Genomic DNA, 25,563 nt, shown 5'->3' with positions numbered 1-25,563 from the left:
CGCCGCTATGAACGCAAGGCCGACCACTTCCTGGCCTTCACCAGCATCGCCTGTACCCTCATCTGCTATCGCAGGATCGCCAAATGAGATGGCTTTTTACTCCTTGCACGTGGCTGACCACCGTGTCCCGGGACGACCTGATCGAGCGAGCGGGCGTTCTGTCCTCCGCGAAACTCAGCGAGATCGAGAACGCCCTCCGTCTCGGCGGACTCGGATAGGCGGAGAGGGAACGGACGCCCGCGACGGCGTGGTCGGTTTCGTCCAGATGATCGGCGCTGCCAGCTGCCTCCTCGGCGCCCCTCACGATCGAGATCACGAACTACGGCTGGAGTACTGCTTGCGTCTTGCCGTCAGTGGCCTTTACGGCGCTCCACGTCGAAGCGATACAGCACTCGTACCAGACGCCATATTCCGACCGTCGCTCCCACCACGGCTCCCCCCATCAGCACACCCTTGGACGCTGAACCCGAGAGGTCGAAGACGAGAGTGAGGGCCAGAGCAACGGCATAGACCGCTGCGGCAATGGCGACAGCAGTCAGCAGGGCGAAGACGATCTCGACCGTCATTGCATCCTTTTCCCACCGCGACTCACGCCCCATATCCATGCCGGAAGTCTCGCATGACGGTCAAGACCCGGCGCCCGGAGTTGAACAGCGCCTGGCTCCCACCAGCCGAGGCGCTCCTACCGATTGAGATGGCTTCTTCGGCGAAGTCCGCACGAGGCTCTGCCGAATTGCGCCCTCGTTTCCACATGGCTCTATCGAGCAGTTGTGGATCCGGCTATCGCCCCGGACCCCACCCGCTGCACCCTGAGGTCACGCGGGCTCGCAACCACCCCGTAAGTGCTTGCCTGTTCGAGGCCGATCGGCGCTGGCGGGACTGGGCGATCAGGAGTTACCCACGTACGGAACGGCAGTCACCGAGGAATCTGAGCGTGACTACGGTCCGCTAGCCGTGCGCACTCCTGACGCGCTGCGCGACCCATGTTCACGGTGCGCCTCGCACGAGATGACAGACTGCACAGATGATCGATGATCTTCCCGAAGGCCTGATGGCCCGGCACCTTGCCGATGACGACCACCTCCGCGTGCTCGCCGTACTGGACACGTGGTGGGGCGGCCTCAAAGGCGAGGCGGGTTCGACAGAGCGGGCATTGCTGCTGCCCCGGCTGTACTTCCAGCACTTCACGACCACCAGTTTTCTGGTCGAGCGTGGCGGTGGCGAGATTGCCGCCTTCCTGGTCGGCCTGCTGTCGCAGGCGGAGCCCGAAACCGCCTATGTGCACTTCGTCGGCGTCGACCCGGCACTGCACGGGCAGGGTCTCGGGCGTGCCCTCTACCGGGCTTTCTTCACGCTCGCCCGGTCGAACGGGCGCCGTTACGTGCACTGCATCACCAGCCCGGAGAACACTGCGTCGCGTGCATTTCACACCCGGCTCGGCTTCACCGCCTCAGCTGTGAAGCCGGACTACGACGGCCCCGGGCTCGACCGGGTGGCGTTCACCATCGACCTCTCCGCGCATCCGGTGGCAACCCCCAGCGTGTATTGATCACGAGCGTTGTTGACACGGGGGTGTTGACCAGAGGCGAAGACCTCCGGTGTGTCGGATCATGGACAAGGGTGCGTACTGCCTGGACACCCTTATGAGCGCGGGAAACACCTGCCTCAACGGGGGCCCGGAGACAGTGAGCCCGTCATCTGTCCGCTGAGCGCCCCGACGCACTCCCCGTCCGGTGCGGGCCGCATCGACTCCACCGGTTCGGCAGCCGGTGGCTCACGTCGCCATGCCCCAGTCCTCCAGCACGTACATTTCATCCGGTCGCAGGAGGTAGCGGCGAACCACCTGCGCTCCTGCTTCGACCAGCCGCTGTTGCCTCCCACGTGCCTGGCGGCTGAACGTCTTATTGCCGATGGAGGGTTGACCCAGGAGCGGCGGGGCGAGGTGCTGTCGGCACTGGTGCAGGCATTGGTCGCTGCTCCGGCTCCGTCGCCGTAGCCGTCGCCGGTGGTTTGCGGCGTCGGCGCCTGGCCGGCAGGCCCCTTGATCCGTACGACGGCGCCCCCCCCCACCCGGGTGTCTGGGAGGCCGCCGTCGTACGGACACCCTCCCCGACGCCGGCTCCGCCTACGCGACCCGCGTCTTCCTGCTGAGCTCGGTGGTGGCCGCCGCCATCCTGGCGGCCACCCGCGGACGCCTGTGGCCCCCGGCACTCCGCGACTGCCCTCACTCGCGAGGGTTGCCGGACGGATCCGGCCGCACGACCTGAGTCAGCCCGCCCCACCGTCGAGCAGCCAGTGGTAGCGCAGCCGCAGCGCCCGTTCCGTACTGGCCACCGCAGCACCGAACCCGATCGCGGTGTTGGCCCAGGCCGACAGCTCGACGGGCGAGGTGAAGACCCCGGTGTGCTGGCCGAGGCCGTCGGCCCTGGTGACCTGTTCGAGAAGCTGCAGGAGGAGGACGGCCAGGGAGACGACGAGCACGAACACCGCTACTCCCCCGACCCAACGGCTCAGCGTCGGGTGCCGGCGGTGGAGACGTGCGCGCTTCCCCTCGGCGGAACGGGGGTCCGGGGCGAGTTGCCGCTCGGCCCCCTCCGCGGTGACGTAGTGGCAGCGCTTGAGCCCGAAGGTGCTCGCCTTCACCTCGACGGTGCCGCCCTGGACGGGGAAGACGGCGGGGAGCTTGGACTCGGCGTGATGCCTGCCGTCGAGGTACAGGTGGCCCTTCTTCTCGCCGGACGACTTGTCCTCCCTGACATCGACGGCGTAGACCGTCTGCCGGCCGCCGTCGGCCGCCAGCGGAAGGTAGAAGAGCCCCCGGGAGAAGTTCTGCCACCAGCGGAAGCGTTTCAGCGGCCGTCCGTCCCCGGGCTTGACCCGCTGGACGGCCCGACGGTGCCGCCATTCCTTCAACATGCCACCGGCTCCCGTCACTCGCCCGGTTCCGCCGCGCAGGCGAGGTCCTGCGACGGGCGCTCTCCGGTGGTCAGGTAGGCCGTCACCGGGTCGTTGGCGCAGGTGTTGCGGCTGAACGGGTAGACACCGTGCTCGCCCCCGTCGACCGTGATCATCGTGGCCCGCGTCCCGAACGCCTTCCGCAGCTCCCTGGCGCCGGCCAGCGGTGTGCCGGGGTCACGTTCACTCTGCACCATGAGAACGTTCGACGGGCCCCGGTCACGGATGCGTACCGGCGGCTCCATCCGCTCCTCCGGCCAGAACGCGCACGGCCCGATGTTGGCCGAGACCCCGCCCAGCATGGGGTATGCCGCCCGGTCGGCCGCGACGTTCTCCTGGTACTCCTCGACCGTCCCCGGCCAGCGCGAATCGTTGCATATCACGTGGAGGCGGCCGGCCAGGGCGTTCTCCAGGTCCGCCGGTCCCGGCAGGCCGGCCGGCAGCGGCTGGTCCGTGTCCAGCGCCTGCCAGGTGGCGGCCAGCAGGGGCAGGAGCACGTCGGCGTAGAGGTAGCTGAACGTGATGCCGTGGAACCTCGTCCTGTCGATGCCCTGGACCGGTTCCGCCTCCAACCGCTCCGCGAGCTCGAAGTACTTCGCGGTCACCTGCTCCGGTGTGGTGCCCAGGCCGTACTCGGGGCGCGCGGCCGCGAACGCCGCGAAGTCCGGGAACCGCTTCTCCAGGCCGGGGGCGAACGACCGCATGGCCGTGACGTCGTAACCGCCGGGACCCAGATTGCTGTCGAGTACGATCCGGTCGCCGCGCTGCGGGAACATCGTGGTGTACACCGCACCGAGGTACGTGCCGTAGGAGTGCCCGAGGTAGGAGAGCTTCGGCTCGCCCAGCGCGGCCCGGATCCGGTCCATGTCCCGCGCGGTGTTCGCGGTGGTGGTGTGCGGGAGCATCCACGCCGTCGGGGAGGCGGCGCACTGCTCGGCGACGGTCCGCGCGTACTCCGCTTCCCGCTCGACGTCGACCGCGGTGTGCGCGTACGGCGGGAAGTTGTCGCGGTCCTGCTGTTCCGCCGTCAGCTCGCAGGTCACCTGAGTGCTGCGGCCGACGCCACGCGGGTCGAAGCCGATCACGTCGTAGGAGTCCAGCACCTCCTGCGGCAGTCCTCCGGTCGCGAGGTCGGCAGGGTGGGCGGTCCCCGGGATGCCGGGGCCACCAGGGTTGGTGAGCAGCACGCCGCGTCGCTGCGCGGGCTTCTCACTCGCCAGCCGGGAGATTTCGATGTCGATCTGCCGGCCGTCGGGGTCCCGGTGATCCAGCGGGACCCCGAGCGTCGCGCACTCCAGTCGGGGTGCGGCGATCTCCTCCGGGCAGGTACCCCAGTCCAGGATGTCCGGCGTCGCCGCCACGGACACGCCCGGGAGCAGGGTCGCCGCCATCGCGGTGGTGGAGAGGGCGAGGGACAGGGTTCTGTTCATCTGCAGATCCTCCTGAGGTGAAGGGCTGTGCCGGAGCGGGACGGCCCGGAGTCACCGGCCCGTCCGGCTGCCGTGGAGCAGACGGGTGTGTGCCCGGGCACCGGACGCCGCCCCGGCGAGCCCGATGCACACGAGCAGAGCCAGCCGGCCGCTGAGACCGCCGGGGGCCCAGGCGAGGACACTCCGGAGCGATTCGGATTCCTGGCCGAGGAGAGCGCGGATCACCGCCTGGGCGGAGAGGGCGGTGATCCCCGTCCCGGCCGCCTCAAGGGCAATGCAGCCTCCCTTGCTCATCGCATGTTCTCCGTTCCGTGCCCGGTCGATCCGGAGCAGCGTGAACGAGTGTGGTCGTGCGACGGTGCCGGCACATCGGCCCAAGGGCTCGGACGGTCCTCGACTCCGGTCGAGGGGGCGGTGCGACCCGCGTCGGGGGTGCGGCAGCCCCAGGTCCGGTGCGCCGGGCGGACGTGTTCGCGACAATGACCAGATGCACGCAGATGTGGCGGCACGGCTCGGCGGATGGCAGCAGGCGTGGCGGCTGCTGGCGGCCGCGGTCCTGGGTGTGCCTTTCTGGCTCTCCAGCGGTGTGGTGCTGGCGCAGAATCAGGGGACCGGAACGGGCTCCTGGTGGGCCATCGGTGATCCGCTGGTTGCTTTGGGCTGTCTGGTGGCGCTCGTGTGGCGGCGGCAATTCCCCCTCGCCGTGGCCATGACGGTCGCGATCGCCTCGACCGCGTCGGCCCTCTCCACCGGTGCCGTGCTGCTGGCACTGTGTTCTGTCTCCACGCGCCGCCGTCCCGTGGAGATCGCGGTCGTCGGACTGGCCTACGTGAGCGCGTCCCCCTTCGCCGTCGGGTTCTTCCCGGTGTCGATGCCGCCCGGCGCACTCTGGTTCGGACTCGCGATGACGGCACTGACCGCGGGCCTCGCGGCGACCATCGGCATGGCCATCGGCGCACGGCGCGTCGAGGTGCGGTCGCTGCGGGAGCGTGCGGAGAGCGCGGAGCGAGAACAGAGCGCACGAGCGGAGCAGGCACGAGCCACGGAACGGAACCGGATCGCCCGCGAGATGCACGACGTGCTCGCGCACCGGATCTCCCTGGTAGCCATGCAGGCCGGAGTCCTGGACCACCGCGGCGACCTCACGTCCGAAGACACCCGCGTGCTGGTCCGCGGTATCGCCCACGGCTCCCACCAGGCGCTGGAGGAACTACGGGACGTCCTCGGGGTGCTGCGTTCCGACCCTGGTCGCCCGGAACCGCCCCAACCCTCCCTCGACCGCCTGCCGGAACTGGTGGCGGAGGCCCGTGCTTCCGGACTGGACGTCACGCTCACCACCACCGTGAGAGGAAAGCCGTCCGACGCGACCGGACGGACCTGCTACCGGATCGTCCAGGAAGGACTGACCAACGCCGCCAAACACGCCCCGGGCGCCGCTGTGGACGTCACCCTCGAAGGAACAGCCGGCGGCACGCTGCACGTCACCGTCCGCAACGCGCCTGACGCCGCGACGACCGCACCACGGCCGGCATCGGGCTTCGGCCTGCTCGGCCTCACCGAACGCGTCACCCTCGCCGGCGGGACCCTCGACCACCACGGGACACCGGACCACGGATACGTCCTCACGGCACGGCTACCGTGGCCGGACCACCACCACGAGAAGAGGGCTTGAGTGGATACCGAGCGGGAGCCTGTGCGCGTCGTCATCGTCGACGACGACCAGTTGGTGCGGATGGCGCTGCGCCTGGTGATCGACGGCGAGCCGGACCTGGCCGTCGTCGCGGAGGCGGCCGACGGGAACGCCGCGATCACAGTGGCGGACGAACAACGGCCGGACGTCGTCCTGATGGACGTGCGCATGCCCGGCCGTGACGGCCTCAGCGCGACCCGGGAGCTCCTCACCCGGCCGGCGCCGCCGCGGGTGCTCGTGCTCACCACGTTCGACTCCGACGATCTGGTGCTCGGCGCCCTGCGCGCCGGGGCGCTCGGGTTCGTCCTCAAGGACACCCCACCGCCGCGGATCCTCGATGCGGTGCGGACCGTCGCGGAGGGCAACCCCGTGCTGTCCCCGGCGGCCACGGCACGGGTGATCGCCGCGGCCACCGGGCCGTATTCCTCCGCCGCGCGCGGCTCGGCCCGCGAGGCCGCGCGGAAGAAGCTGTCCGCGCTGACCGAACGGGAACTCGACACCGCGCGGGCAGTCGCGGACGGGCTGGGCAACCCGCAGATCGCCGAGCGGCTGCACATCAGCGTCGCGACCGTCAAGGCGCACACCAGCAGCCTGTTCGCCAAACTGGCGGTCGAGAACCGGGTGCAGATCGCGCTGTTGGTCCGTGACGCGGAGGAGTGACCCGGGACTTGGGAGCTCAGAGCCCGAACCACCCTCCCCCCTCACCCCCATCGGCTGCAGAGCCACAAGATCACCAGCTCCGAGAGATGGCTGAAGCGTGGACCGCCGACCCGCCGCCACCCGCTCTCCTCGGTGGGCTGAGCCGCGGCGAGCTGGCCGGCCTGCGCGCTGTCCGTGCAGCCACCGGCCTCCCGTTCGGCAGCACCCTGGCCGGCGGCAACCCGGCCGGCGGCAACCGCAACCACGTCACCCCCGCTCATCCCGCTCCTTCAGGCCGTGCCGCCCGTAGTACGGCCGGCTCGTGGCACACTCGGCTTGAAACCCCGGATCGCGCGACGAAGCCTTCCTCGTCCTTGGATGTGCGCTCAACGAGAACGCCTCGCACCTCGCATCAACCAGGCCCGCGCGAGCCGCGTAACCCTTCGCAGGATTCGGGATCAGGGCCGGTGCGGTGCCCGCTCAAGAGTGATGACAGCGGCAAAGGGGGTTCGGGTGCTGGTCCCGTCCGCTTCGTCGGCAGGGCTTCCGCAGTGACCTCACTGGCTATCGTGACTCCCGTGGAATCTGACACTGGAACGTTCCCGCCCCACCCGATCAGGGGCGTCCGAGCCGTCTACGCGCGGCAGGCCGGCTGTCCCTCCGATTTCGCGGAGGTCACTGTGGACTTCGAGCCGTGGGAGGTGTGCGTCACCTTCGAGGTTGCCGCTGATCTGGTTGTTGACGGTGACGACGATCCGGAGTGGCAGGCCGAGTGCCAGGCCGCTGTCGAGGCGGGGATCCGCGAAGAATTTGCCCAGGCAGGGGCCGGGCCGTCCCCGGCGGTGGCGGTGGTCCTGCGACGCATGCGCTTCCACCCCGTCGATTCCCACCCGCGGGCGTTCCTTCACGCCGGCCGCCTCGCTGTCCGCAACGCTCTCGCAGCGGCCCAGCGGCCACCGCGGGCGGCGGCGAGACGCCGGGGCTGACGGCAGGATGGCCGCATGACGACACGACCAACGATCACGCTCGTACAGGGCGACATCACCGAGCAGCACGCCGACGTCCTGGTCAACGCCGCCAACTCCTCCCTCCTCGGCGGCGGTGGAGTGGACGGAGCGATCCATCGGCGCGGTGGGCCCGAGATCCTTGCTGCCTGTCGCGACCTGCGGGCCTCGCACTACGGCAAGGGGCTGCAAACCGGGCAGGCAGTGGCGACGACGGCCGGCCGGCTGCGCGCGGAGCACGTCGTCCACACCGTGGGACCGGTCTGGTCACGCACGGAGGACCGCTCTGCCTTGCTGGCCTCCTGCTACCGGGAGTCTCTACGGGTGGCCTCGGAGCTGGGAGCCTGGACGGTTGCCTTTCCAGCGATCTCGACGGGCATCTACGGCTGGCCGCTCGACGATGGAGCCCGGATCGCCGTGCGTACGGTCCGTGAGTCCGCATCCCCTCCGATCATCGAGGTCCGGTTCGTGCTCTACGACGAGGAGGCGTACGCCCGTTTCGACGAGGCGCTGACGGCCTGGACGTATTGATCACGAGCGTTGTTGCCACGGGGTCTTGATCGAAGGGGAAGACGTCCCCCGCCGGCGGCAGCACCACACGCAGAAGAACACACCACCCCACGGGGGTGCTCCGAGCCGCCTTCACCCGGCAGCGGTGAGCCGGCCGCACCTGTGGTGCGCAGTAGGCCTGTCCGGAGCTAGGTGAAGGGGCGGCCTGTTGTCCTTTCCGATGCCTGGTACGGCCCCGGAGTGCAGAAGGCGGGCAGCCTTTCAGCCCCAGCACCAGCTGGGATGCCGACGTGCGGAGGCGATGAGCGAACCTGTGGTCCGGGGCCGGGCCTGGAGCCGGTTTCGTAGCCTCGGTCTGCCGGCGGCAGGGGTGTTGGTGGTTTTGGTCAGGGTGCGGATGTGGTCGGTGAAGCCAGGTGCGGGCAGGGGCAGTTCGAAGTCCCCGATGGCTCCGACGGCTGCGGGGACGTAGTCGAGTACGGCGCCCACTACCGCGGGTACCGGAGCGGGTTCGGTTTTCAGTGCGCCGAGGACGCGCAGGGCGGTGGGCAGCAGGCTCGCGTCGCTGGTCGTCACGGCGTGGAGGGCGTCACTGACGGCGTCGGGTACCTCGTCATCCTTGATGTCGGGTTCGGCGTCGGTGGAGTCGTCGCTGGAGGGCAGGGCGCTTTGGATCCGCTCGGTCTGCTCGTGCCACCAGTCGGCTTCGCCGTGTTCTCCGAGGGCGAGGTGATGGAGATAGAGGCAGTAGGAGGCTGCGGGGTCGCCGGCGCCGGCCGCGTACTGCCACCAGAAACGGGCGTTCTCCTCGGACTCTGCGAGCTGGAGGATGCAGCCCAGGACTCGGGCGCCTGGGGGCTCGGGAAGTTGCGGGGTGAGGAAGGTGTCGAGGGTGCTGAGGGCGGTCTTGCGGGTGACGACGGTCTCGCAGAGGGTCTGCAGGTTCTGGGCTGCCTCCTGCTCCGTAGTCTCCTCGGGGACGGCGGGTATGGGCGGGGGCGGGGCGGCGGTGTTGCGGAGCCGGGCGTGGAGCCGGGCCTCGGCGGCGTCGATGTCTTCCTGGGTATACGGGGTGGTGACCAGGCGTGCGCGGGAGAGGAACTCCGTGATGTGGGGGGTCATCGCCGTCCTTCCATGGTGCGGTCAGGTCCCAGGATGCTGCGCAGCCGGCGCGTTGCGTGGCGGACCGGGGAGCGGACGGTGGCGCTGGTGATGCCGAGGGCGTCGGCTACCTGGGTCGCGTTCAGTCCGTGGAGGTAGGTCATCACCATGACGTCGAGCTGGCGTTCGGTGAGCTGGCGCATGGCCCGCAGGAGGGCGAGGGACTCGGTGATCTGTCCGTACGGATCGACCGCATCGCGCAACGCGACCATGTTGAAGGCCTCGTCGTCGAGCAGCGGGGGCCGGCGGTTCCGGGCGCGGAGGTGATCGGTGACCTTGTTGCGCATGACGGTCCAGGCGTAGCCGTCCGGGTTATCACTGCTGAGGACTTTGCCCCAGGAGAGGTAGAGCTGCTCGAAGGCGCTGTCGATCGCCTCCTCCGCGTCGTGACGGTTGTGGAGGAAGGTCTCGGCGTAGTGGACGTAGCGGCGGCGCTTCATCTGGTGGAAAGCGGAGAAGGCCTGGTCGGGAGGCTGCTGCTGGGTCATCGGCTCGGCGCCTGGACGGGTGTGGCTTCGGTTCTCGGTCACCGGCCTTCCTTCCCGTGGGGGCGGCGGCTCATCTCGCTCACACCGGCCCGGACGCCTGCGGCGGCCAGGCGGCGCAGCAGAGTGAGGGCGTCCTGGCCGAAGACGCGGATCGTGACAGCCAGGATCATCAGGTCACCTACGAGTTGGATCGTCACAGGCGAGAGCCTCTTGCTCGTACGAAGAGCCGGGCGCACTTGTCGGACCCGGGAAGTGCGCGGGTTGTGCGCCCTTCACCCACAACGACGCCACCCAACAGCCAGGTGTGCACAGGCAATTCAGAAAATATTACGCAGCGCCAAGCCGTGGTGACGCACGGATGTTCCCTACTGCTTATCCAGCATCAACAGCTATCCCGCGCCACCCGAACGCCAGAGCCACCACCAGCGCATACGCCGCAAGATCAACACTTTGCGTAAATTTGCGCGAACTGAGCAAAGTGAGAGAGTGATGCAGTTCACACGTTCGAGAGGGTTCGGAGCGTGTTCGACGGCGTCGGACAGCCAGGGCCTCTCGTTTGGATCATGCAGGGATCGCGCCACCCAGAACGGATGGGTAGCCCGGACGGTGGGTGCCCTGATGGCCACCGACCCGAGCGGTGCCGGTCCTTTCACTCGGTGATCACAGGCTCGATCAACGATCACCGCCCATCCGGTAAGTCACTTAAGTCACCGGGGTGCCACTTGCGTTCACTCACCACATCTCAACAGACCACGCGCAGCGGACCAGCAGATTCCGCCCTCGCCCAGATCATCAGGCGACCGCACGACCAATTGAAAAGCCGCGAACAGCCGCCTCCGGTGCCCCGCCCGAGAGAGTGACGCGCGCTGGGCTTGTGCCCTACGAATACCCGACTACGGGCTCGGCCGCTGGATACCGGCCCGCGATCAACCTGCGCCGATCGTCCGGCATCAGGATCACAGGCAACTCTCACTCGACCGCTCGTGTTCGCACCGCGGCAACGTCTTCAAGCCATCCGTAGCGAACCGCGATATCAGACCGCGGAGCCACACCCGGCCTCCCCCAGCCCTCCGCCAGGAGCCGGGCGGTCCCCACGAAGAGAGCGGTTCCCGGCCTGGGCATGCCCGGCCGGCCCGATGGGCGTTCTCAGCACGCTTGCATTGTTTGTATTCCCAACCAATATCGAGTCGTTGGCATTACGAACAAAAGCTCCGGCCAGAAGCAACCCCGCGGTGGATGGTGATCACCTGCATCTTCGTCGGTCGGCGCCGGTGGGCGAGCGGTGATCTCGTCCGCCCCCGATGCAAGGAGGAAGCCTCATGCCCGCATTTACCCCACCCGTTGGCGCATCAGCATCCTGCGCTGGGCTCCGAGCTCGATGTACGGGTCACGAGAAACCCGGGCCAGGAGATGGGGACTCCCGACGGGGCGGCTACCTCGAGGCGGCAACGGCTTTCGCCGGTACGTACAACGGCAAGAAGGTCCGTGGCGAGAACTACGTCGAGATGACCGGCAAGTGGGACTCCTGAGCACCGGACAGGTCGCGTCCTCGCCTGACTCAGTCCGACACCAACTCACCATGCTTTGCACTACAAACCATCGGCTCGGGGACGGCCCGTTCGCTCAGCGCGTCCGCGGCTCCCCCAAGCGCTGTTTCACATCACCCTTGCATCCACCGTCCCCACCCTCCGCGCCTTGCAACCACTGGCACGAGATCCGGAAGAGACCGCGTAGGTCTGAGCCCCCACCAAGCTGCACAAACTGCATCCCGAGCAGGGGTGGGCTCTCCTCGACGCCGGAGGGCACCCATGACCGTGCAGCTTCCCCGGGACCGTTGCCGTTACCGGACAAGACGGTGCACGAACCACTCTGTACCCCGACCGGCGTCCCCGCCCTCGCCTCGGTCACACCGGACCTCCTGGCCTCCGTCATCGCCCGACACCTGGAGGTCCTGAGATCGGAGGCCCGCAAGCGCGGACTGTGGGTACAGATCGACGCATTGGTCAAGCAGTTCCCGCGGACCCGGCCCTGACGCCCCACATCGTCATCGCCGCCATGCGACATGCCCCTGACCAGCCGCTCACCGATGTCGCTCCTACAGCCGGACACGCCGGGCGCGCAGTTCGCTGTAGTACGGCAGGTGGTGCGCGAGGTAGCCGCTCAGGACCGGGTGTGCTTCCACATCGACGTAGTCGTCCTTCTCCGGAGCGTGGAATCCACTGCTGACGTCCACGTCGAGATGCCACTCTTGCGAGGGCAGCCACTCACTACGCGACTCAGGCCGCCACGCCAGGGCCTCGGGCCTGAAGTCGATGCCTACCCGGTCGCAGAAGACCCTGATGATTCCTTCCGGGTCGGCCATGAGGTCGTCGGCGTCGATGACCAGGGGCTGCTCATCGGTGTGCCGCCGCACCGCCTCGAACAGCTCGTACTCCGTCTCGAAGCCGATCTGGTGCTGTTTCACCCCGGGATCGAGCGCGTGGTACGAGGCGATCGTCTCGCGCGGGTGCCGGATGAGGAACACGTGTCGGGCGTCACGGGCCAGGAAATCAGTGTCTGCCAACACGCCTGGGTAGCGCTCGTCCATGGTGTTCTTGAAGAAGACAGGGCCGTGCCCGGCCAGCCTGCGCAGCGCGTCGATCACTTCCCGCTCATTCGTGGCCCGCACGCCGTCCACTTCGGAGAATCCGAACTCGGTCAGATAGGCGAAGGGCTCGTGCACGTTGGTGAAGTCGCCACGTTCGATCATCATGCGGAAGAAGGCAGTGGAACGGCAGCGCGGTGCACTCCACAGGGCCAGAATGCCCGCGGCCGGCTCGGAACTCGGCATGCGATACCCCCTTGCTGGAACAAAGACGGTCGGCAGTAATGCTAGGCCGCTCCCTACCACCCCAGGAACCCCCCGATGTGCCCGCCAAAGGGTGGTCAGCAACCTTCTCCGGCCTGACGTGATGACGCGGTCCGCTGCAACTCGCCTCGTCCCCCCTCCAGCTGGGGCGGCCGGCCGCTTTCCGCTCCGTCCTGGTCCCGCCGAAGGCAGCCCTGCGCTTCCCGCTTCCGGTGATCGCCGTAATGGGCGCGGGCGTGGTCGTCTCCCCCGTGGAGTGGGCCGGGCTCGCTGTTCGGCGTGCAGGAGACCGGACGGCCCGCCGAGTCAACATCCAGTTTTGCCCTGCAGGTTCCTCCGATCAGCAGGGCTCTGGCGGGGGTCGGAGAGAGCACTGGAAGGTAGTGGAGTAATGAACGACCAGACCGAGTTCATAGGCGGCCGGGAAAGGCGTGCGATCCGCGTCGTCGCCTACGACCCTGCGTGACCTGCCGCGTTCGAGGGAGAACGGCGGCGCATCATCGACGCGTTGGGCCCTGTCGCCCGGAGGGTCGACCATGTCGGCTCGACGGCCGTGCCCGGGCTGGCTGCCAAGCCCATCATCGACATCGACGTGAGCGTGTCGGATGCCGATGACGAAGACGCCTGCCTCGCTGCCTTGGAGAGCGCTGGATACATGCTGCGCGTGCGCCAGCCCGGCCACCGCATGGTGCGCACTCCCCACCTGGACGTCCATGTGCACATTTGCACCGCAGGAAGCGAGTGGGAGCGTCGGCACCTGCTGTTCCGCGACTGGCTGCGGGAAGACGTCGCCGATCGCGACGCCTACAGCCATCACAAGCAGCGCCTCGCCGAGCGGGAGTGGCCCGACATGAACGCCTATGCGGCGGCCAAAGGCACCTTGATCGCCGAGATCAGCGCGCGGGCCGAAGCCTGGGCGAGAGCCACCGGCTGGACCCCGGCCGCGTTCTGAAGGCCAGGTTGAGGAAGATCACCCGCGAGGCCAAGCACATACTGCGGTGCAGTGTGGGCCGTGACTGGCGCTGAGGTGGAGCACCACCGGGGAGCGGTCCGACGAGACGTCGTTGCCGTGCGCCTGGGCGAGTGGTCAGTGACGCCTGGAGGGCAACCATGTCCGCGACTTCGACGGTCCAACTCATGGATGGCACCAGCCTCGCCAAACGCATCGAAGATGCTGCTGCCAGGGCGGCGGAGATCTCACCACGCACGGGGACCAGTCCCTGCCTGGCGACGGTTCTGGTGGGAGAGGATCCCGCGTCGGCCACGTACGTCCGCATGAAGCAGGCCCGGTGCGCGAAGACAGGCAGCCGGTCCCGGCATATCGGTCTGCCCGCCACCACCACGACCGCCGAACTGATCGACACCCTGGCTGGCCTGTCCAGCGATCCGGGCGTGCACGGGATCCTGCTCCAGCATCCGTGCGGCCCGCACATCGACGAGCGAGCGGCGTTCGAAGCCATCGCCCCTGAGAAGGATGTCGACGGGGTCACTATGCATTCGTTCGTCGCGATGAGCTTCGTGCTGCCGGGCTTTGTGTCCTGTACTCCGGGCGGGATCATGCGGTTGCTGGAGGCGTACGACGTCGACCTCGCCGGCAAGCACGCCGTCGTGGTGGGTCGCAGCGCGATTCTCGGGAACCCGGCCGGGATGCTCCTGCTCGTCATGAACGCAACGGTGACGTACAGCCCCTCCCGCACGGCGGGCTTGTCGGCGATCGTCCGGGAAGCAGACGTCGTGGTAGCGGCCGTGGGACGGCGCCGGCTGATCCGGGGCGAGGGCGTCAAGCCCGGCGCGGTGGTGGTCGACGCCGGACACGACCCGGGCAACGTCGGCGACGTGGATTTCGACACCGCCTCCACCCGCACCCGTTTGATCACTCCGGTGCCCGGCGGCGTCGGGCCGATGACCATCGCCATCCTGCCGGCGCAGACCGTGGACGCCGCCGCGAACCTGCTCGGAATCCAGCGCCACTGACCTCCTGATCAGCAGCCCCTTGGCACCTAACCAGAGGAGTCCCCTGCTCGGAGTGGGAGACCTCGCCTTGATCCGCCGTTCCGAGCGGCGACGAGCCGATCGTCGCCGCTCGGCCATCAGCAGCTCGGCGAGGAAGCCACGTTGAGTTTGGTCCTTGACCGCCCGGTCGGCGATCTCGTTGAACTCGTTGCGGATCGACGGCGGCCGCAGCAGGCGGCAGGCAGTGTCGATGGCTGCATCTGCGGCCTGCTCGGTCAAGCCTCGCTGGCGGGGCAGGGTCACTGCGCTTCTCCCCCTGGGTGGTCCCGCCTCCGGTGCGACGACGTCGGAGCAACTGGAACCGGGTGAGTCGGCCGCGCCCCGCCCCGCTACTTGCCCGCTGCTCTCGCGCGCCGGGCGAACAAGCGCCCCGCACCTGTGCGGCACCCCGGGGTACGCCAGGGACATACCTGGGCACCCAGGCGAAAGAACCTCACGATGCCCATAGATCTGCTGGAATGCACGAAGGTCGTCTACGCAGCCACGACACCCAGTTGCTTCGGACTCTTGGCCTGGGCCCGACCTTGGCGACGCATGACGAAGGGACACCTCATCGATGCGCATCCTCCTGATCGGACCGCCCGGAGCGGGCAAGGGCACGCAGGCCGTACGCCTTGCCGCGCATCTGTCGATCCAGCACATCTCCACCGGTGACCTGTTCCGCGAGCACATCACCCAGGGCACCGAGCTCGGGCAGAACGCCCACACGCACATACGCGCCGGCTTGCTGGTACCGGACGAAGTCACGATCGGGGTGATCAAGGAGCACCTTTCCCGCCCGGACACCGAGCGCGGATTCCTGCTGGACGGCTTCCCACGCAACCTCGCCCAGGCAAAGGCGCTGGACGGCATCCTGGCCGGCTCCGGGTCGAAGCTGGATGCGGTGCTCGACCTCGAGGTTCCCGAAGCCGAGGTGGTCGGACGGATCGCTGGACGACGACTGTGCCGTCGAAATCACGAACACAGCTTCCACGTCGACCACAGCCCGCCTGCAGTGGCAGGAACCTGTGACGTCTGCGGCGGTGAGCTGTACCAGCGCGAAGACGACCGCGAGGCAACCATTCGTCAGCGAATGAAGGTCTACCGCAGCCAGACGGCACCGGTCCTCGACCATTACCGGGCCCAGGGTGTGGTGACCACCATCTCGGCCCTCGGCCACGTGCAGGAGGTCCTGAACCGCGCACTGGTCGCCATCGGCCACGACCAGGTCGATACCTCCGAGACATCGAGCTGTCGGCCCCTCCCCCCGGCAGGTACGGGCTCCCCTACCTGACGGCCACCGCCCCGGGACTGCAAGCTCCGCCCCGCCCCGGCGCACCACGCCCCGAACCACGGGGTGACCGACTGGGACGCCCTCTCGGTTCGGCCTGACGGAGCCGGACCGTCACGAGGCTGATGGGCGGATGCAGTTGACCTGGCCTCATTGAACGATGTGCGGCTGTCCCGTGGCACGGCGGAGGTACCAGATGCCCTCAGAATTTGCGTCACCGTCGGTTTCACACGTGGTGTGACCGATGGTGTGCACGCCGAGAGACGCAACGGCATTTGCCAGGCTCGATGGTTCTTCCCCTTCGCCATGATCTGTGGGCGGGGGGACGTTCAAGGCGGTGACGCCCACTGCACGGGCCCGCGTCGTCATGGCGATGCACAGGGCCACGAACCACAGGAGCCCCCTATGAGCGCCGATCAGGCTGCTGACGGCAAGGCTGCCTTCCGGTGCGGTGCCGGGGTCCTTCGAGCTGAGTGGCTGACTGTCACGAACGCTGCTCCCACTCGGTTCGGGTGAGCTCGTACTCGACTTCGCCGTGCTCGGAGCCTTCGATCGCCTCCGGCCAGTCCCCCGTGAAGCTGCGGAGGAACGACAGCCCTGCCTTCTCCATCACACGCCGGGACCCCGCGTTCACCGTCATGGTGTTCGCGGTCACCCGCTCCACGCCGAGGGTCGTGAATCCCTTGCGGATCAGGGCCTGTGATCCCTCGGTGGCGTAGCCGCTCCCCCAGGCGGCCTTGTTCAACCGGTAGCCGAGTTCCACGACGGCGGGGCTGTGTTCGTGCAGGGAACGGAATTCGAACCAGCCCAGGAAGGCACCGGTGCCCTTCTCCTGTGCGGCCCAGTAGCCGCGGGTCCCGAAGCACGGGTGATCGTGGAGGAGCCTGGGCAAGGCCCGTGCCTGGATCACCTCGCGGCTCGTGGGCCGACCGCCGTTGATGAAACGCATGACTTCGGGGTCATTGTCCAGTGCGACCAGGTGGTCGACATCGGCTTCGGTGAACGCGCGCAGCACGAGCCGATCGGTCTCCAGAAAGATGTTCATGCTGCGATCTTCACGACCGGCAGCGGGGGCCGCCACCGGATTTGCGCAACCTGCGCCACCGTCGGCGACGGGATGACCGCAGTGTTCTCCGGGGACCGGCCCTTCAGTCGAAGAGCTTCAGCGACAGCGCGAGCTCCGACCGGTTCGCCCCAGGCTTGTTCCGGCCCTCCTCCAGCGCGACTCAGATCTGTGGGTCGTTGCTGTCGCGGCCGAGGCCGCGGCCGAAGCGTTCGGAAATGGTCGGCATCAGGCTCTTGCCGTCGGCAGGGCGGTCCAGGCCGAAGAAGGAGCCGGGGAAGTCCTGGTTCTGCTGCACCGCCCGGATTCCGGCATGGTCCTCCGGCGGAAGGATGCGTACCGGCTGGCCGACGGCGACCCAGCCGATCGGCACCATCGAGTCGGCGGGCAGCATGGTGGCAGATGCACGATGCCGTTTGATCCGCGCCTCGGAGCCGGTCCCGATCCGTGCTCCCTTGAAGCCCCGGCTGCCGGTGGCCAGGAAAACCTTGCCCTCGACCCGGCAGCCGGTCGGGCAGGAGGTGGGCCCACCAGGACCTGCCGTCCCAGAATCAGCGGATCCCGTCGGGTACCACGCGGGACCGCGTTCACGATGCTGCTCTCGCCCGGCTCCACTGCCCCGCCCCCAACGGTGAGCACCGCGCCGAACAGCACCCGGCCTCCGGCACCCACCCTCACATCCCCGCACAGGGCCGTCCGGTCTCCCATGTCGCTGCCGACACGGGCATTTCGCGGGCGACCGCTCACAGCATGGGCCTACCGCAAGGGCCTGGCCTGGAAGCAGGCCCTGGCCGACCTCGGTGCGACCGGCAAGCTCACCCGCCCCTACCGGCCTCATACCAACGGCAAGGTCGAACGCTTCAACCGCACCCTCGCCGACGAATAGGCCTACCTCCGGCCCTGCGCCTCCAACCACGAGAGGACAGCGGCCCTGGAAGACTTCCTCCACACGTACAACCACCAGCGCAGCCACACCGCACTCGGAGGCCAGCTCCCGATCAGCCGAGTGCACAACTCTGCGGGTCAATACACCTGTCCTGGGTCCGGAGGTCGGGAGCGGTGACAGTGGTCGCGATCTGGGGATCCTCAACCAGTGAGCGTCATCTTGGGTTCGTGTCATTTCGATGTCTACACCGGCCCGAAAGGCCCTCATACCCCACCGCAAGCCGGGAGGGTGAAACCCTTCCGACGGCTGGGCACATCGAGCGTATTCAGAGCAAGCACGTCAGGCCGTTCACCCCTGTCTTCGGACTGGCGGCGGTCAACGCCGGTGCCATCTCACTCGCCGCCGCCCACACCTCACATCGGCGGGCAGTCCGACGGCAGCAACGGCAAGGTGCCGCATTCGCCGATCCGCCCCTCGCCGATCTGGCTTCTCAACATCACAGCTGGTGGCGGACTCCGGCCTCCTGTTGGGCTGGGGTGAGCTGTTCACGCAGGTCACCCTCAATTGATCTGCGGGCGGCACCACGGCGGAAAAGCGGCAGCACGGTGCGCTGTTTGCCATCCTCCACGAGAAGCGCCAGCCCGCCATACAGTGCGTAGACACCGATAGCGATGCCAGTCCAGCCAGCTGTGACCTGCAGTGCACTTCCCAGGCTCGCTTCGTAGAGGCCTGTCAGGCCGAAGCGCAGGGCGGTGAGCGTCAGCAGCCCGGCAAACAGCGGTTTCGCCAGTGCCGCCGCAGCCGCAAGTGCCAGAACGAATGGGACGAGTGCCAGGAGGAACACGGCTTGCGTTGCCACCGGTCGACCGGGTGGGGAGTCGAGTGATGTCACGCTCGTTCCGGCCCAAGCGGCGCCGAGAAGGAGCAGTGCCGTGCCCGCGCCGGCGTCACGGGCGAGGAAGGCGAACAGTCCGGCGACAAACTGCAGGGGCACGACAAAGATGAGGACCAGGAGCAGCAGCATGCCGCTCTGTCCGGTCGGCACCCACCCGAGCTGGAGTGAGGACAGGACCACGCTGCCAATTCCGAGAGCGAAGAAGCCCAGCGGGAGGGGGCTGGCAATTGGACGAAGTACGACACGTGTCACCGCGTCAGTGGTCAGCGGTTCGGATGGACTGGATGCGTCGGATTCTTGGGGCACGGCTGCAGAGTACGGGGCGAGCCATCGAGGGGAGCACTGGGCATCGTTGATGCCGCCCACAACCATGATGCTGGGAGAAGACGCACGTAGATGCGCCAGGCATTGGTGTGCTCTTCCATGCGATGTACGCAGCGATGTTCCGTCAGCCTCGGGCTTTCATGACGACTCTTCGGTCAGCCTCTTGGCCGGTTGCTTCCACTACCTGTGATCCGGGCTGTTGCCTCTCGGCCCGGCCTTCATCCTGGCCGCGGTGCTCTATCTGGTGAGGTGACGCATCCATCCCGTGTGGAACAGCTGGCAGGCTGTGTCCATGGACATGGGGGTGCTCACCGAAGACGACTACGCGTCGGTGCATCGGGCAAGCCGAGGTTTGGCCGCGCGGTACGGGATGGTGACGCTCAACGCCATGATGGAGGCGTGGCAGGCGTTGGTGCAGGATGTCGAAGAGGGCCTAGACGCCGAACTCGTCTGGGAGTACGCGAACATGCTTCGTTGCCGCGGCTGGCTGGCGGAGGCATGGCCCGTGTTCACCGAAAGGATTCGGGCCGCGCGCCAGGCGGAACTCGATGCGCTGGATGCCCGCTTCCGACTGGCTACTGTGCCGCTGCGCGGCCAGGCGGACAATGCGCGGTGGCATTCGCGGCGACCGCGTCTGATCGTCGGCGACACTTTGCCGGAACTGCCTGGATCCTGGGTCCTGTGACACGTGCGAACTGAGTCCAACCCGCCGGTCAGCTCACCGGAGAGTGCCTCTGAACTGGGCAGGCAGGGCTCGTCCAGGGGTCTGTCCGCCCCGATGAGAGGCACTCCTCAGGTGAGGACGCGTAGGGCGTCGTACCCGCGTGTCCGTATCGGAAGCGGCGGTCACGGCGGTCTCCCGGGCCGGGGGTGTGCTGCTGGTCGAGAGCGCCCGCACGAGCGGCCTGGATACCGCGGTATCGGCGGCGCTCGCGCCCTGGCGGTGCACGATCCGGGCAAGCTACTGCTGCATGTGGCGCTCGCGGTCGCGCTGGGCGGGGACTGTCTGGCCGGTGCCGGCATGCTGCGGGCCAAGCCTGACGTGGTCCGGCCGGTGGTCTCCGACCCGACCGTCTCCCGTCTGATCGACAGCCTCGCCGCTGCGGCGCCGATGGCCCTGGATGCGGTCCGCACCGCTCGGCCCTATGCCCGCGAGTACGTATGGAAGCTGGCACCGAACGAGGCATCGGGCGGGGGTGGCTGATCGTGGACCTGGATGGCGTGCTGGTACTGGCGCACTCCGAGCAGCACACGCGCCGCCGCCACCTGGAAGAAGACCGACCGGCACCATCGGCCGACAGGCTTCGTCGATCACGGCCGCGCGGCACCAGGGAGCCGCCAGACTGTCCTGAAGCTTCCCGCCTCCGCTTGGTGGCCGCCGTCGAACCGGGTGGCGAGATCCGCGACGGAGCCTGGACCGCCGAGCTCGACGGCGACGTCCTCAAGGGCTGGCCGGTTGTGTGGCCGCCCTCGCTGTCGTCCGTCTCGACGAGCAGATTCATGCCGACGGCTGCGCGGGGATACGTGCGTCATTCCCAGTGACCTGCGCTGTTTGCCGACGGGAATGGCGGCGGGGACGGCGGCGGTCACCCTGCTTACCCGCCGCTGTCCACCGGGTATCGCCCGATTCTGGAGTTCCCGAAGGTTTCCCGCAGGCTGCCCCGGCACGGTGAGAACACCCCAACCGCACGAATCCAAAGAGGGGGTGCCGGGGCCGGGTGTGCGGGGGCGGGCTCGTCCACCCCCGCAGGTGGGCACGGTCAGGCCTCGGCCGTGACCTCACCGCTCAACAGAGCTCCAGAAGCAGCACGCATGAGTTCCTGTCAACGAAAGGAGACCGACGTCATGTCGATACGCAGAATGTTCTCTACCGTGGCTGTAGCTGCGGCCCTGGTCGGCACCGGGCTGGGGACAGCTTCGGCAGCACAGGCGGCCGAGAAGCCCACCGCCGTCGCGGCGGCACCCGTCAGCGCCAAGGCAGCGACAAGTACCGCCGCTGGCTACGTCTACTACGACTGGTACTGGACCAGGGCGAACTGCAATGCTGCGGGATCAGTTCTGAAGAACGCCGGGGTGACGACCAAGTTCTACTGCCAGAACAACGGACTGGTCGTCGATCTGTTCATCTGGCAGTAACGCCCGAACCGGCGTGATCCGGCATCACGGTGGCACCTGGGCCGAATACCCGGGCCCGACTTGAGGCTGAACGAGTCCTCAGGGCCTGATACGACGAGCGTGCCCGGAGCCGGCAGACCGCGTCGGCTCCCCCACAGCGACACATCGGGAGTCGGCGTGGCCGCCGTCACCTCCGTTCCCACTCGACCCCGCCTGCCAGGATGTCGAGTGGGAACGGACAGCGAGAGCATTTTCCAACATATGAGTGGACATCTGCTGGAGACCCAAGACGCCTGGGTCGCCGGACAGCGGCGGGCCATCGACCGATGGAGGGGACTGGCCCAGTGAAGTGAGGCCTTCGCCTGACGGCCGCCAACCACGGCATCGGGAGCCGGCGAACTCCAACGGATGCTCGCCGAGCGGCCGTGATGATCAGCGCGGGAAAGATGTCGGGCCTGTGGTCCGGCCAGCCGAACACCGTCAAGCGCGACGAGCTGGACGTCCGGGTCCTTCTTCGAGGGCTTCTTCAGGATGTCGGGCAGCGCCGGGTAGGCGGTGTAATCGTAACGGGCGGTGGCCCGGGTCTCGTTGAACAGGTGCACGTCGGGGATCGCACGCTTGATCAGGGTTTTGCGCGCGACGTCCATGTCACCGTCGACGCGCTCGGTTCCGCGTGTACGACGCGGCTGATGAGCCCCGGTCGCCTCCTCTTGGGCGCGGGCGGCCGAGCGGGCACGGCGCTCCGGGCGTACTGCCCTGGGCATCGGAGCCGGCGAGACGGGATCCATGGAGGGGAGGCCGGCTCCTCCACGGCGGGCACCGGAGTGCTGACGACCTGAATGGGGGGCGGCTGGCAGAAGCCGCCGACGTGAAGGGGCGACCGTCGGTGGACTGGTAGGTGGTGACGACGACACCGCAGCGAAGGCGGGGGGCCGGCGGGACCATGCACGGCCGGCCCACCGCCGACCGACACCCGACGACGTCAGCTTCAACAAATCCCTCGTCGAGGTGCCCGAGTTGCATAGATGGTGGGAGATCCACTTGAACCGGCCCAGGGCAGGGGATTTCTGCAGGTCGCACCGCAAGATCCGTGTCGGCGTGCCGTGTTTCGCGCAGCGCGACGTGCTCCGCGATGGAACCTGTCAACTGACGCGGGAAGAGCGGTAAGAGAGGGTGGGACGGGGATCCAGGAAGCGACCGGAGGAGGAGAACGCGGCTGCGTTGAAGCTCTCTTCCCGCATGTCGACAGCGGAGAATTCCTTGCATGCGATCTGCGGCGGGACGGTGGAGTCGCCGAAGCGGCAAGCGATGCCGGTGAGCCTGATGGTGATGAAATCCGCGATCTGGGCGCCGAACTCGATGGTCCTCCCGCCGATGGTGATGTCCCCGACGCCAAATCCCTTGTCCGGGGGCACTTCGTACACGGCGCGGACACGGTGTTCCGAGTCGCCTCTCAGATAGGTCCAATAGCTCTTTGGGTCGGAGCCGTCCGGGGTCTCCCAGCCATCCGTCGACAAGTCGTCGAAGTACAGGCCAACTGGGTCGGCGAGGCTGATGTCGGCCTTCTGGCGGGCCAGGGCGTTGACCCCTGCGCCGATATGCGGATCGCTGTTGCGCTCGGGGGCGCCGTACTTGCTGCAGGCGATCAACTCCTGCTCAGTGGTCAGCTCCTGGCCGTTGATGACACGCCTGATGGTGGCTGCTGCAGCCAATTCGATCTCTGCACCCAGGGTGTTGTTCGGCTGAATCAAGTGCATGGCGCCGTGGCTCGTGGAGTTGTTCCACTTGTTGCGCGGCTCGTATCTGCCGCTGGGTGAGAACAAGTCCTCCTTGCGCGCGTCCGGACTGATGAATTTCTGGTAGAGCTCGAGCACCTTGCCCGGGTTCGTCTGCGCCAGAATCTCCCAATACTCGGGGCCTTCACTGGTGAACGTGACCTGGGTGATCTTTCCTGCGCCATCACGGATGACGCTCCACTCGCAGTACTCGTCCTGGACGTCACGGCTGGCGTCGGCACGTTGCCATCGCTGGAGGTCCGAAATGGAGGTGATCTTGATGACGCGAGGGAACGCCGTCCATTTGATAGGGGCATGCCGGACATCCGTGTCCGTGTTCGTCCTGGTCAGGTTGTAGAACTGCAGTCTTGGGCTGTCGTTCAGTACCTGTTGGGGATCGGGGCCCTGAATGGCCTCGTCGACCGTGTTGGAGATGAACGTGTTCCATGCCTTGCGGCCGAAGTCGTCCAGATCGTCGAGGTTGCCGGGAGGTGCGTAGGCATCCAGTGTGGGCATGACGTAGTCCTTGCTCGTGAGGGCGGAGGGGCGGAACGCAGCGGTCGGCAGCGCCGCGGAAGGTGATGCCGTGCCGGCTGGTGAGGGCGGCTTCAGCTGAGCTCTGCGACGGTGGCGTCCTCGCGCATCGCCAGCGGTGGGGCACTGCTGGAAATGTTGGTGACCGGCAGGGTGAGCTCGAACTCATTCAATTTCATGAGGCGGAACTGCCGACGGCGGAACTCGGCCAGACGGACGTAGTCGTCGAATCCGGATGCGGTCTGGATCTGTTGCGTGACCGCACGCAGATAGGCGTCCACCCGCTGTCCGAACACCGTCCGCCAGGCGTCGTCAGGTTCCTGCCAGCACGCGGCGAAGCGGCCTTCGGGACTGTCGGCGGGCAGGTCTTTCGCTCGCACGGCGTCCAAGATGGCCTTGGCGACTTTGTCACACAACTTCACCGTCTTGGTCGGCATGGTCGGCACGTACTGCATAAGGTGACTGCGGGCAGGACTGCAGACCGGGTTGGGGAAGTCCACCATCAGCACGCACGCGGCGAACTTGGCCGAGATGAGCCCGGTACGGACCGCCTGACGGACCACCTCGTTGTCCTCGTGGGCGGCCTCGGGAACCACGAAGGCGAAGAACGTGTCGCCTGGCTGGGAGAAACCGCTGTGCTTCTCCTCCAGGTGGAAACCGAATCGGCTCAAGCCGGCCAGATAGCGTGTGGCCGGTGCCCTGGGCGGGGCGGCCTGTGTGGACAGGCGAAGGTCGTCGAACAGGACGTCCTGATTCAACCAAAAGCCTGTGGGCAGCGTCAGGTCGGGACTGTCCGCCGTGATGTTGCTGCTTTGTCTGTCGGTGCTGGCGAGATTGATCGTGGTGCTGGTGAACAGGTGACGCAGCAGCCGGTCGGGGTGGTTCACAACGCCGTTCGCGGTGATCGCGGTCAGACGGGCCGCTGTCCACCGGGTGATGAGGGACCTGACGGTCAGTTCCAGCCGCTGAGCTCCGGTCACCTGCTGGAACAGCGGGTCATGGCGCAGCGGGTCGTCCTCGGCGAGCCGGATCGTGGCCCGCTCGGATTGCCAGTTGATCCAGGGAATCCGCAGCTCCTTCATCACAACGCTGCCGTTGACGTGGCTGTCGAAGCAGCCCTTTCCCCGTGAGTCCGGCTCCAGCGCGTGCCAGGAGTTGCCCGCCCATACCCAGCTCGATTCGAACCGCGCATAGAAGTTGAAAACCTTTTCTCCGGGATCCCACGCCGCGACCTGAAGGAATCCCTGCTTGGGGTCGCCGCCGGCCTGGGCGCTGATCAGAAGGTCGACTTGGCTGCCTCCCACGGCGGCCGTGATCGCGAACCGCATGTCGCGCTCGCCGATGGCGCCCGGCGGAATCTGCCCGGCCTCGCTGACCAGATACACCTTGCGTGAGGCGGCGGCCGTCGCGGGAAGATTGGACAGCAGTTCCTGCACCGTTGTCGGAAACGTGCCCACCCGGAAGAACTCGACCGCCATCGGATCTCCCAACCCCGCCAGTTCCTCGTCGCTGACGGGCCGCGCGTGGTCATCCGTGCCGCTGACCCTGCGGTACAGCCGTCCCGGCTCCAGCGCGGTGGAACCGGGACCGAAGTCGTCGTCGGCGCCTTCAAGCCCCAACAGGGCGTGGCCGGACGTGTCGTCCAGGGCAGCCGAGGAGCGGGTGGCGTCGACGTCGGCGCTTCGCCTCATCCAGGCGGTAGCCCGCCGCAGGTGCGCGTGGTCGGGCATGGCCACTCCGCTCTGATCTTTCCACTACTGTCAAGAATCGATGCATGAATGCATACCCCCCATGAACGCTTATTCCAGCCGCCGCCTTGGTTCCACTCCGATGGCCCACCTGCTACGGATCGAGGAGCCTTGCGGCGTGCGCCGACCTCATACGCTCCCCTTTGCTCCGGCAGCGGCACAACGTCACCGACGCCAAGATCCGCGCCGTAGCAAGCAGGAAATGACCGTCTTCA

Annotated in this window: 24 protein-coding genes, 5 pseudogenes and 1 riboswitch; of the genes and pseudogenes, 14 read left to right on the top strand and 15 right to left on the bottom strand. The window is 67.6% G+C overall.

The annotated features are described in order from the left end of the window. Nucleotides 1-95: 95 nt before the first annotated feature. Nucleotides 96-218 (top strand): annotated as a pseudogene (locus OO67_RS36030) (type II toxin-antitoxin system PemK/MazF family toxin); the annotation flags it as partial. A gap of 132 nt (nucleotides 219-350) precedes the next feature. Here OO67_RS36030 and OO67_RS33185 read toward each other — a convergent pair. Continuing rightward, a complete protein-coding gene (locus tag OO67_RS33185; RefSeq protein WP_208861120.1) occupies nucleotides 351-605 on the bottom strand; it encodes a DUF6332 family protein in 255 nt (84 codons plus the stop codon). A 419-nt stretch (nucleotides 606-1,024) separates the two neighbouring features. On the opposite strand from OO67_RS33185, the gene OO67_RS33180 reads away from it, so the two are divergent. Beyond that, a complete protein-coding gene (locus OO67_RS33180) occupies nucleotides 1,025-1,549 on the top strand; it encodes a GNAT family N-acetyltransferase (RefSeq protein ID WP_033305526.1) in 525 nt (174 codons plus the stop codon). Between the two features lie 719 nt (nucleotides 1,550-2,268). Here OO67_RS33180 and OO67_RS33175 read toward each other — a convergent pair. From OO67_RS33175 to OO67_RS33165, 3 genes are read right to left on the bottom strand one after another with little or no spacing between them, the layout of a single operon-like run. Beyond that, nucleotides 2,269-2,916: a hypothetical protein gene (locus OO67_RS33175; RefSeq protein WP_033305525.1), complete on the bottom strand. Its 648-nt coding sequence runs from the start codon at nucleotides 2,914-2,916 to the stop codon at nucleotides 2,269-2,271. A gap of 14 nt (nucleotides 2,917-2,930) precedes the next feature. Beyond that, on the bottom strand, nucleotides 2,931-4,385 hold the full coding sequence (locus OO67_RS33170; RefSeq protein ID WP_033305524.1) for an alpha/beta hydrolase: 1,455 nt from the start codon (nucleotides 4,383-4,385) through the stop codon (nucleotides 2,931-2,933). A 51-nt stretch (nucleotides 4,386-4,436) separates the two neighbouring features. Beyond that, entirely contained in the window at nucleotides 4,437-4,679 is a 243-nt protein-coding gene (locus tag OO67_RS33165) for a hypothetical protein (RefSeq protein WP_033305523.1), read from the bottom strand. Between the two features lie 193 nt (nucleotides 4,680-4,872). On the opposite strand from OO67_RS33165, the gene OO67_RS33160 reads away from it, so the two are divergent. Further along, nucleotides 4,873-6,057 (top strand): sensor histidine kinase, encoded by a 1,185-nt coding sequence (locus OO67_RS33160; protein ID WP_033305522.1) that lies wholly within the window; start codon nucleotides 4,873-4,875, stop codon nucleotides 6,055-6,057. Next, nucleotides 6,058-6,735, top strand: coding sequence for a response regulator (locus OO67_RS33155; RefSeq protein WP_033305521.1), 678 nt, complete (start codon nucleotides 6,058-6,060; stop codon nucleotides 6,733-6,735). It begins immediately after the preceding gene. Between the two features lie 41 nt (nucleotides 6,736-6,776). Here the strand turns inward: OO67_RS33155 and OO67_RS38365 are convergent, their stop codons facing one another. After that, entirely contained in the window at nucleotides 6,777-6,995 is a 219-nt protein-coding gene (locus tag OO67_RS38365; RefSeq protein ID WP_033305520.1) for a hypothetical protein, read from the bottom strand. A gap of 297 nt (nucleotides 6,996-7,292) precedes the next feature. On the opposite strand from OO67_RS38365, the gene OO67_RS38360 reads away from it, so the two are divergent. Then, on the top strand, nucleotides 7,293-7,700 hold the full coding sequence (locus OO67_RS38360) for a hypothetical protein (protein WP_033305542.1): 408 nt from the start codon (nucleotides 7,293-7,295) through the stop codon (nucleotides 7,698-7,700). Between the two features lie 15 nt (nucleotides 7,701-7,715). Continuing rightward, nucleotides 7,716-8,249: an O-acetyl-ADP-ribose deacetylase gene (locus tag OO67_RS33140; RefSeq protein WP_033305519.1), complete on the top strand. Its 534-nt coding sequence runs from the start codon at nucleotides 7,716-7,718 to the stop codon at nucleotides 8,247-8,249. Between the two features lie 240 nt (nucleotides 8,250-8,489). Here OO67_RS33140 and OO67_RS33135 read toward each other — a convergent pair whose 3' ends face one another. The 3 genes from OO67_RS33135 to OO67_RS39190 are packed head-to-tail and all read right to left on the bottom strand — an operon-like array spanning nucleotide 8,490 to nucleotide 10,074. Continuing rightward, a complete protein-coding gene (locus tag OO67_RS33135) occupies nucleotides 8,490-9,350 on the bottom strand; it encodes a hypothetical protein (RefSeq protein WP_051710126.1) in 861 nt (286 codons plus the stop codon). Then, a complete protein-coding gene (locus OO67_RS33130; protein ID WP_244300413.1) occupies nucleotides 9,347-9,919 on the bottom strand; it encodes a sigma-70 family RNA polymerase sigma factor in 573 nt (190 codons plus the stop codon). Before OO67_RS33130 ends, OO67_RS33135 begins: the two co-directional genes overlap by 4 nt. After that, complete coding sequence (locus OO67_RS39190) at nucleotides 9,916-10,074, bottom strand: hypothetical protein (protein ID WP_167748688.1); 159 nt, start codon at nucleotides 10,072-10,074, stop codon at nucleotides 9,916-9,918. The genes OO67_RS33130 and OO67_RS39190 overlap by 4 nt, the downstream gene beginning before the upstream one ends. Before the next feature lie 1,658 nt (nucleotides 10,075-11,732). Between OO67_RS39190 and OO67_RS38800 the strand changes: the two genes are divergently transcribed. After that, nucleotides 11,733-11,909 carry a hypothetical protein gene (locus OO67_RS38800; RefSeq protein WP_157841760.1) on the top strand — a complete coding sequence of 59 codons (177 nt, stop codon included), beginning with the start codon at nucleotides 11,733-11,735 and terminating at the stop codon, nucleotides 11,907-11,909. Between the two features lie 63 nt (nucleotides 11,910-11,972). Here the strand turns inward: OO67_RS38800 and OO67_RS33125 are convergent, their stop codons facing one another. Continuing rightward, complete coding sequence (locus tag OO67_RS33125) at nucleotides 11,973-12,707, bottom strand: sulfotransferase-like domain-containing protein (protein ID WP_033305518.1); 735 nt, start codon at nucleotides 12,705-12,707, stop codon at nucleotides 11,973-11,975. Nucleotides 12,708-13,203: 496 nt separating this feature from the next. On the opposite strand from OO67_RS33125, the pseudogene OO67_RS33120 reads away from it, so the two are divergent. Both OO67_RS33120 and OO67_RS33115 read left to right on the top strand, forming a co-directional pair. Beyond that, a pseudogene (locus OO67_RS33120) lies at nucleotides 13,204-13,677 on the top strand (GrpB family protein); the annotation flags it as partial. Nucleotides 13,678-13,727: 50 nt separating this feature from the next. Next, nucleotides 13,728-13,813, top strand: a riboswitch (ZMP/ZTP riboswitch). Nucleotides 13,814-13,835: 22 nt separating this feature from the next. After that, nucleotides 13,836-14,699: a bifunctional 5,10-methylenetetrahydrofolate dehydrogenase/5,10-methenyltetrahydrofolate cyclohydrolase gene (locus tag OO67_RS33115; RefSeq protein WP_033305517.1), complete on the top strand. Its 864-nt coding sequence runs from the start codon at nucleotides 13,836-13,838 to the stop codon at nucleotides 14,697-14,699. Between the two features lie 63 nt (nucleotides 14,700-14,762). On the opposite strand, the pseudogene OO67_RS40280 reads toward OO67_RS33115, so the two are convergent. Then, nucleotides 14,763-14,981, bottom strand: a pseudogene (locus OO67_RS40280) (IS21-like element helper ATPase IstB); the annotation flags it as partial. 313 nt (nucleotides 14,982-15,294) lie between these two features. Between OO67_RS40280 and OO67_RS33110 the strand changes: the two are divergent. Beyond that, nucleotides 15,295-16,011, top strand: coding sequence for an adenylate kinase (locus OO67_RS33110; protein ID WP_051710123.1), 717 nt, complete (start codon nucleotides 15,295-15,297; stop codon nucleotides 16,009-16,011). A 481-nt stretch (nucleotides 16,012-16,492) separates the two neighbouring features. On the opposite strand, the gene OO67_RS33105 is transcribed toward OO67_RS33110, so the two are convergent. Both OO67_RS33105 and OO67_RS35850 read right to left on the bottom strand, forming a co-directional pair. Further along, complete coding sequence (locus OO67_RS33105; RefSeq protein WP_033305516.1) at nucleotides 16,493-17,053, bottom strand: GNAT family N-acetyltransferase; 561 nt, start codon at nucleotides 17,051-17,053, stop codon at nucleotides 16,493-16,495. Between the two features lie 181 nt (nucleotides 17,054-17,234). Further along, the gene (locus OO67_RS35850; protein WP_051710121.1) at nucleotides 17,235-17,465 is read right to left on the bottom strand and encodes a hypothetical protein; all 231 of its coding nucleotides are present in this window, start codon (nucleotides 17,463-17,465) and stop codon (nucleotides 17,235-17,237) included. A 414-nt stretch (nucleotides 17,466-17,879) separates the two neighbouring features. Here OO67_RS35850 and OO67_RS40275 point away from each other — a divergent pair. Next, nucleotides 17,880-18,134: pseudogene (locus tag OO67_RS40275) on the top strand (integrase core domain-containing protein); the annotation flags it as partial. Nucleotides 18,135-18,453: 319 nt separating this feature from the next. On the opposite strand, the gene OO67_RS33090 reads toward OO67_RS40275, so the two are convergent. Further along, nucleotides 18,454-19,104 carry an acetate uptake transporter family protein gene (locus OO67_RS33090; RefSeq protein WP_208861122.1) on the bottom strand — a complete coding sequence of 217 codons (651 nt, stop codon included), beginning with the start codon at nucleotides 19,102-19,104 and terminating at the stop codon, nucleotides 18,454-18,456. A 364-nt stretch (nucleotides 19,105-19,468) separates the two neighbouring features. Between OO67_RS33090 and OO67_RS33085 the strand changes: the two genes are divergently transcribed. The 3 genes and pseudogenes from OO67_RS33085 (at nucleotide 19,469) to OO67_RS33075 (ending at nucleotide 21,312) form a co-directional block, all read left to right on the top strand. Further along, nucleotides 19,469-19,861 carry a hypothetical protein gene (locus OO67_RS33085; protein ID WP_157841759.1) on the top strand — a complete coding sequence of 131 codons (393 nt, stop codon included), beginning with the start codon at nucleotides 19,469-19,471 and terminating at the stop codon, nucleotides 19,859-19,861. A gap of 111 nt (nucleotides 19,862-19,972) precedes the next feature. After that, a pseudogene (locus OO67_RS40270) lies at nucleotides 19,973-20,631 on the top strand (transposase); the annotation flags it as partial. A gap of 417 nt (nucleotides 20,632-21,048) precedes the next feature. After that, the gene (locus tag OO67_RS33075; RefSeq protein ID WP_157841756.1) at nucleotides 21,049-21,312 is read left to right on the top strand and encodes a hypothetical protein; all 264 of its coding nucleotides are present in this window, start codon (nucleotides 21,049-21,051) and stop codon (nucleotides 21,310-21,312) included. Nucleotides 21,313-22,433: 1,121 nt separating this feature from the next. Here the strand turns inward: OO67_RS33075 and OO67_RS33065 are convergent. Then, on the bottom strand, nucleotides 22,434-23,582 hold the full coding sequence (locus tag OO67_RS33065; RefSeq protein WP_033305512.1) for a hypothetical protein: 1,149 nt from the start codon (nucleotides 23,580-23,582) through the stop codon (nucleotides 22,434-22,436). Nucleotides 23,583-23,674: 92 nt separating this feature from the next. Then, entirely contained in the window at nucleotides 23,675-25,330 is a 1,656-nt protein-coding gene (locus OO67_RS33060; protein ID WP_157841755.1) for a hypothetical protein, read from the bottom strand. Between the last annotated feature and the right edge of the window lie 233 nt (nucleotides 25,331-25,563).

Origin of the sequence: Streptomyces atroolivaceus (assembly GCF_000717025.1) — a bacterium.
Lineage (GTDB): Bacteria > Actinomycetota > Actinomycetes > Streptomycetales > Streptomycetaceae > Streptomyces > Streptomyces atroolivaceus.
The sequence above is the reverse complement of the archived record's forward strand: the minus strand, read 5'-3'. Positions and strand labels throughout refer to the sequence as shown.

Coding starts and splice junctions, on each gene's coding strand:
- OO67_RS33185 (WP_208861120.1), bottom strand. CDS start 605: ATGGATATGGGGCGTGAGTCGCGGTGGGAAAAGGATGCAATGACGGTC.
- OO67_RS33180 (WP_033305526.1), top strand. CDS start 1,025: ATGATCGATGATCTTCCCGAAGGCCTGATGGCCCGGCACCTTGCCGAT.
- OO67_RS33175 (WP_033305525.1), bottom strand. CDS start 2,916: ATGTTGAAGGAATGGCGGCACCGTCGGGCCGTCCAGCGGGTCAAGCCC.
- OO67_RS33170 (WP_033305524.1), bottom strand. CDS start 4,385: ATGAACAGAACCCTGTCCCTCGCCCTCTCCACCACCGCGATGGCGGCG.
- OO67_RS33165 (WP_033305523.1), bottom strand. CDS start 4,679: ATGAGCAAGGGAGGCTGCATTGCCCTTGAGGCGGCCGGGACGGGGATC.
- OO67_RS33160 (WP_033305522.1), top strand. CDS start 4,873: ATGCACGCAGATGTGGCGGCACGGCTCGGCGGATGGCAGCAGGCGTGG.
- OO67_RS38365 (WP_033305520.1), bottom strand. CDS start 6,995: ATGAGCGGGGGTGACGTGGTTGCGGTTGCCGCCGGCCGGGTTGCCGCC.
- OO67_RS33140 (WP_033305519.1), top strand. CDS start 7,716: ATGACGACACGACCAACGATCACGCTCGTACAGGGCGACATCACCGAG.
- OO67_RS33135 (WP_051710126.1), bottom strand. CDS start 9,350: ATGACCCCCCACATCACGGAGTTCCTCTCCCGCGCACGCCTGGTCACC.
- OO67_RS33125 (WP_033305518.1), bottom strand. CDS start 12,707: ATGCCGAGTTCCGAGCCGGCCGCGGGCATTCTGGCCCTGTGGAGTGCA.
- OO67_RS33115 (WP_033305517.1), top strand. CDS start 13,836: ATGTCCGCGACTTCGACGGTCCAACTCATGGATGGCACCAGCCTCGCC.
- OO67_RS33110 (WP_051710123.1), top strand. CDS start 15,295: ATGCGCATCCTCCTGATCGGACCGCCCGGAGCGGGCAAGGGCACGCAG.
- OO67_RS33105 (WP_033305516.1), bottom strand. CDS start 17,053: ATGAACATCTTTCTGGAGACCGATCGGCTCGTGCTGCGCGCGTTCACC.
- OO67_RS35850 (WP_051710121.1), bottom strand. CDS start 17,465: ATGCTGCCCGCCGACTCGATGGTGCCGATCGGCTGGGTCGCCGTCGGC.
- OO67_RS33085 (WP_157841759.1), top strand. CDS start 19,469: ATGGACATGGGGGTGCTCACCGAAGACGACTACGCGTCGGTGCATCGG.
- OO67_RS33065 (WP_033305512.1), bottom strand. CDS start 23,582: ATGCCCACACTGGATGCCTACGCACCTCCCGGCAACCTCGACGATCTG.
- OO67_RS33060 (WP_157841755.1), bottom strand. CDS start 25,330: ATGCCCGACCACGCGCACCTGCGGCGGGCTACCGCCTGGATGAGGCGA.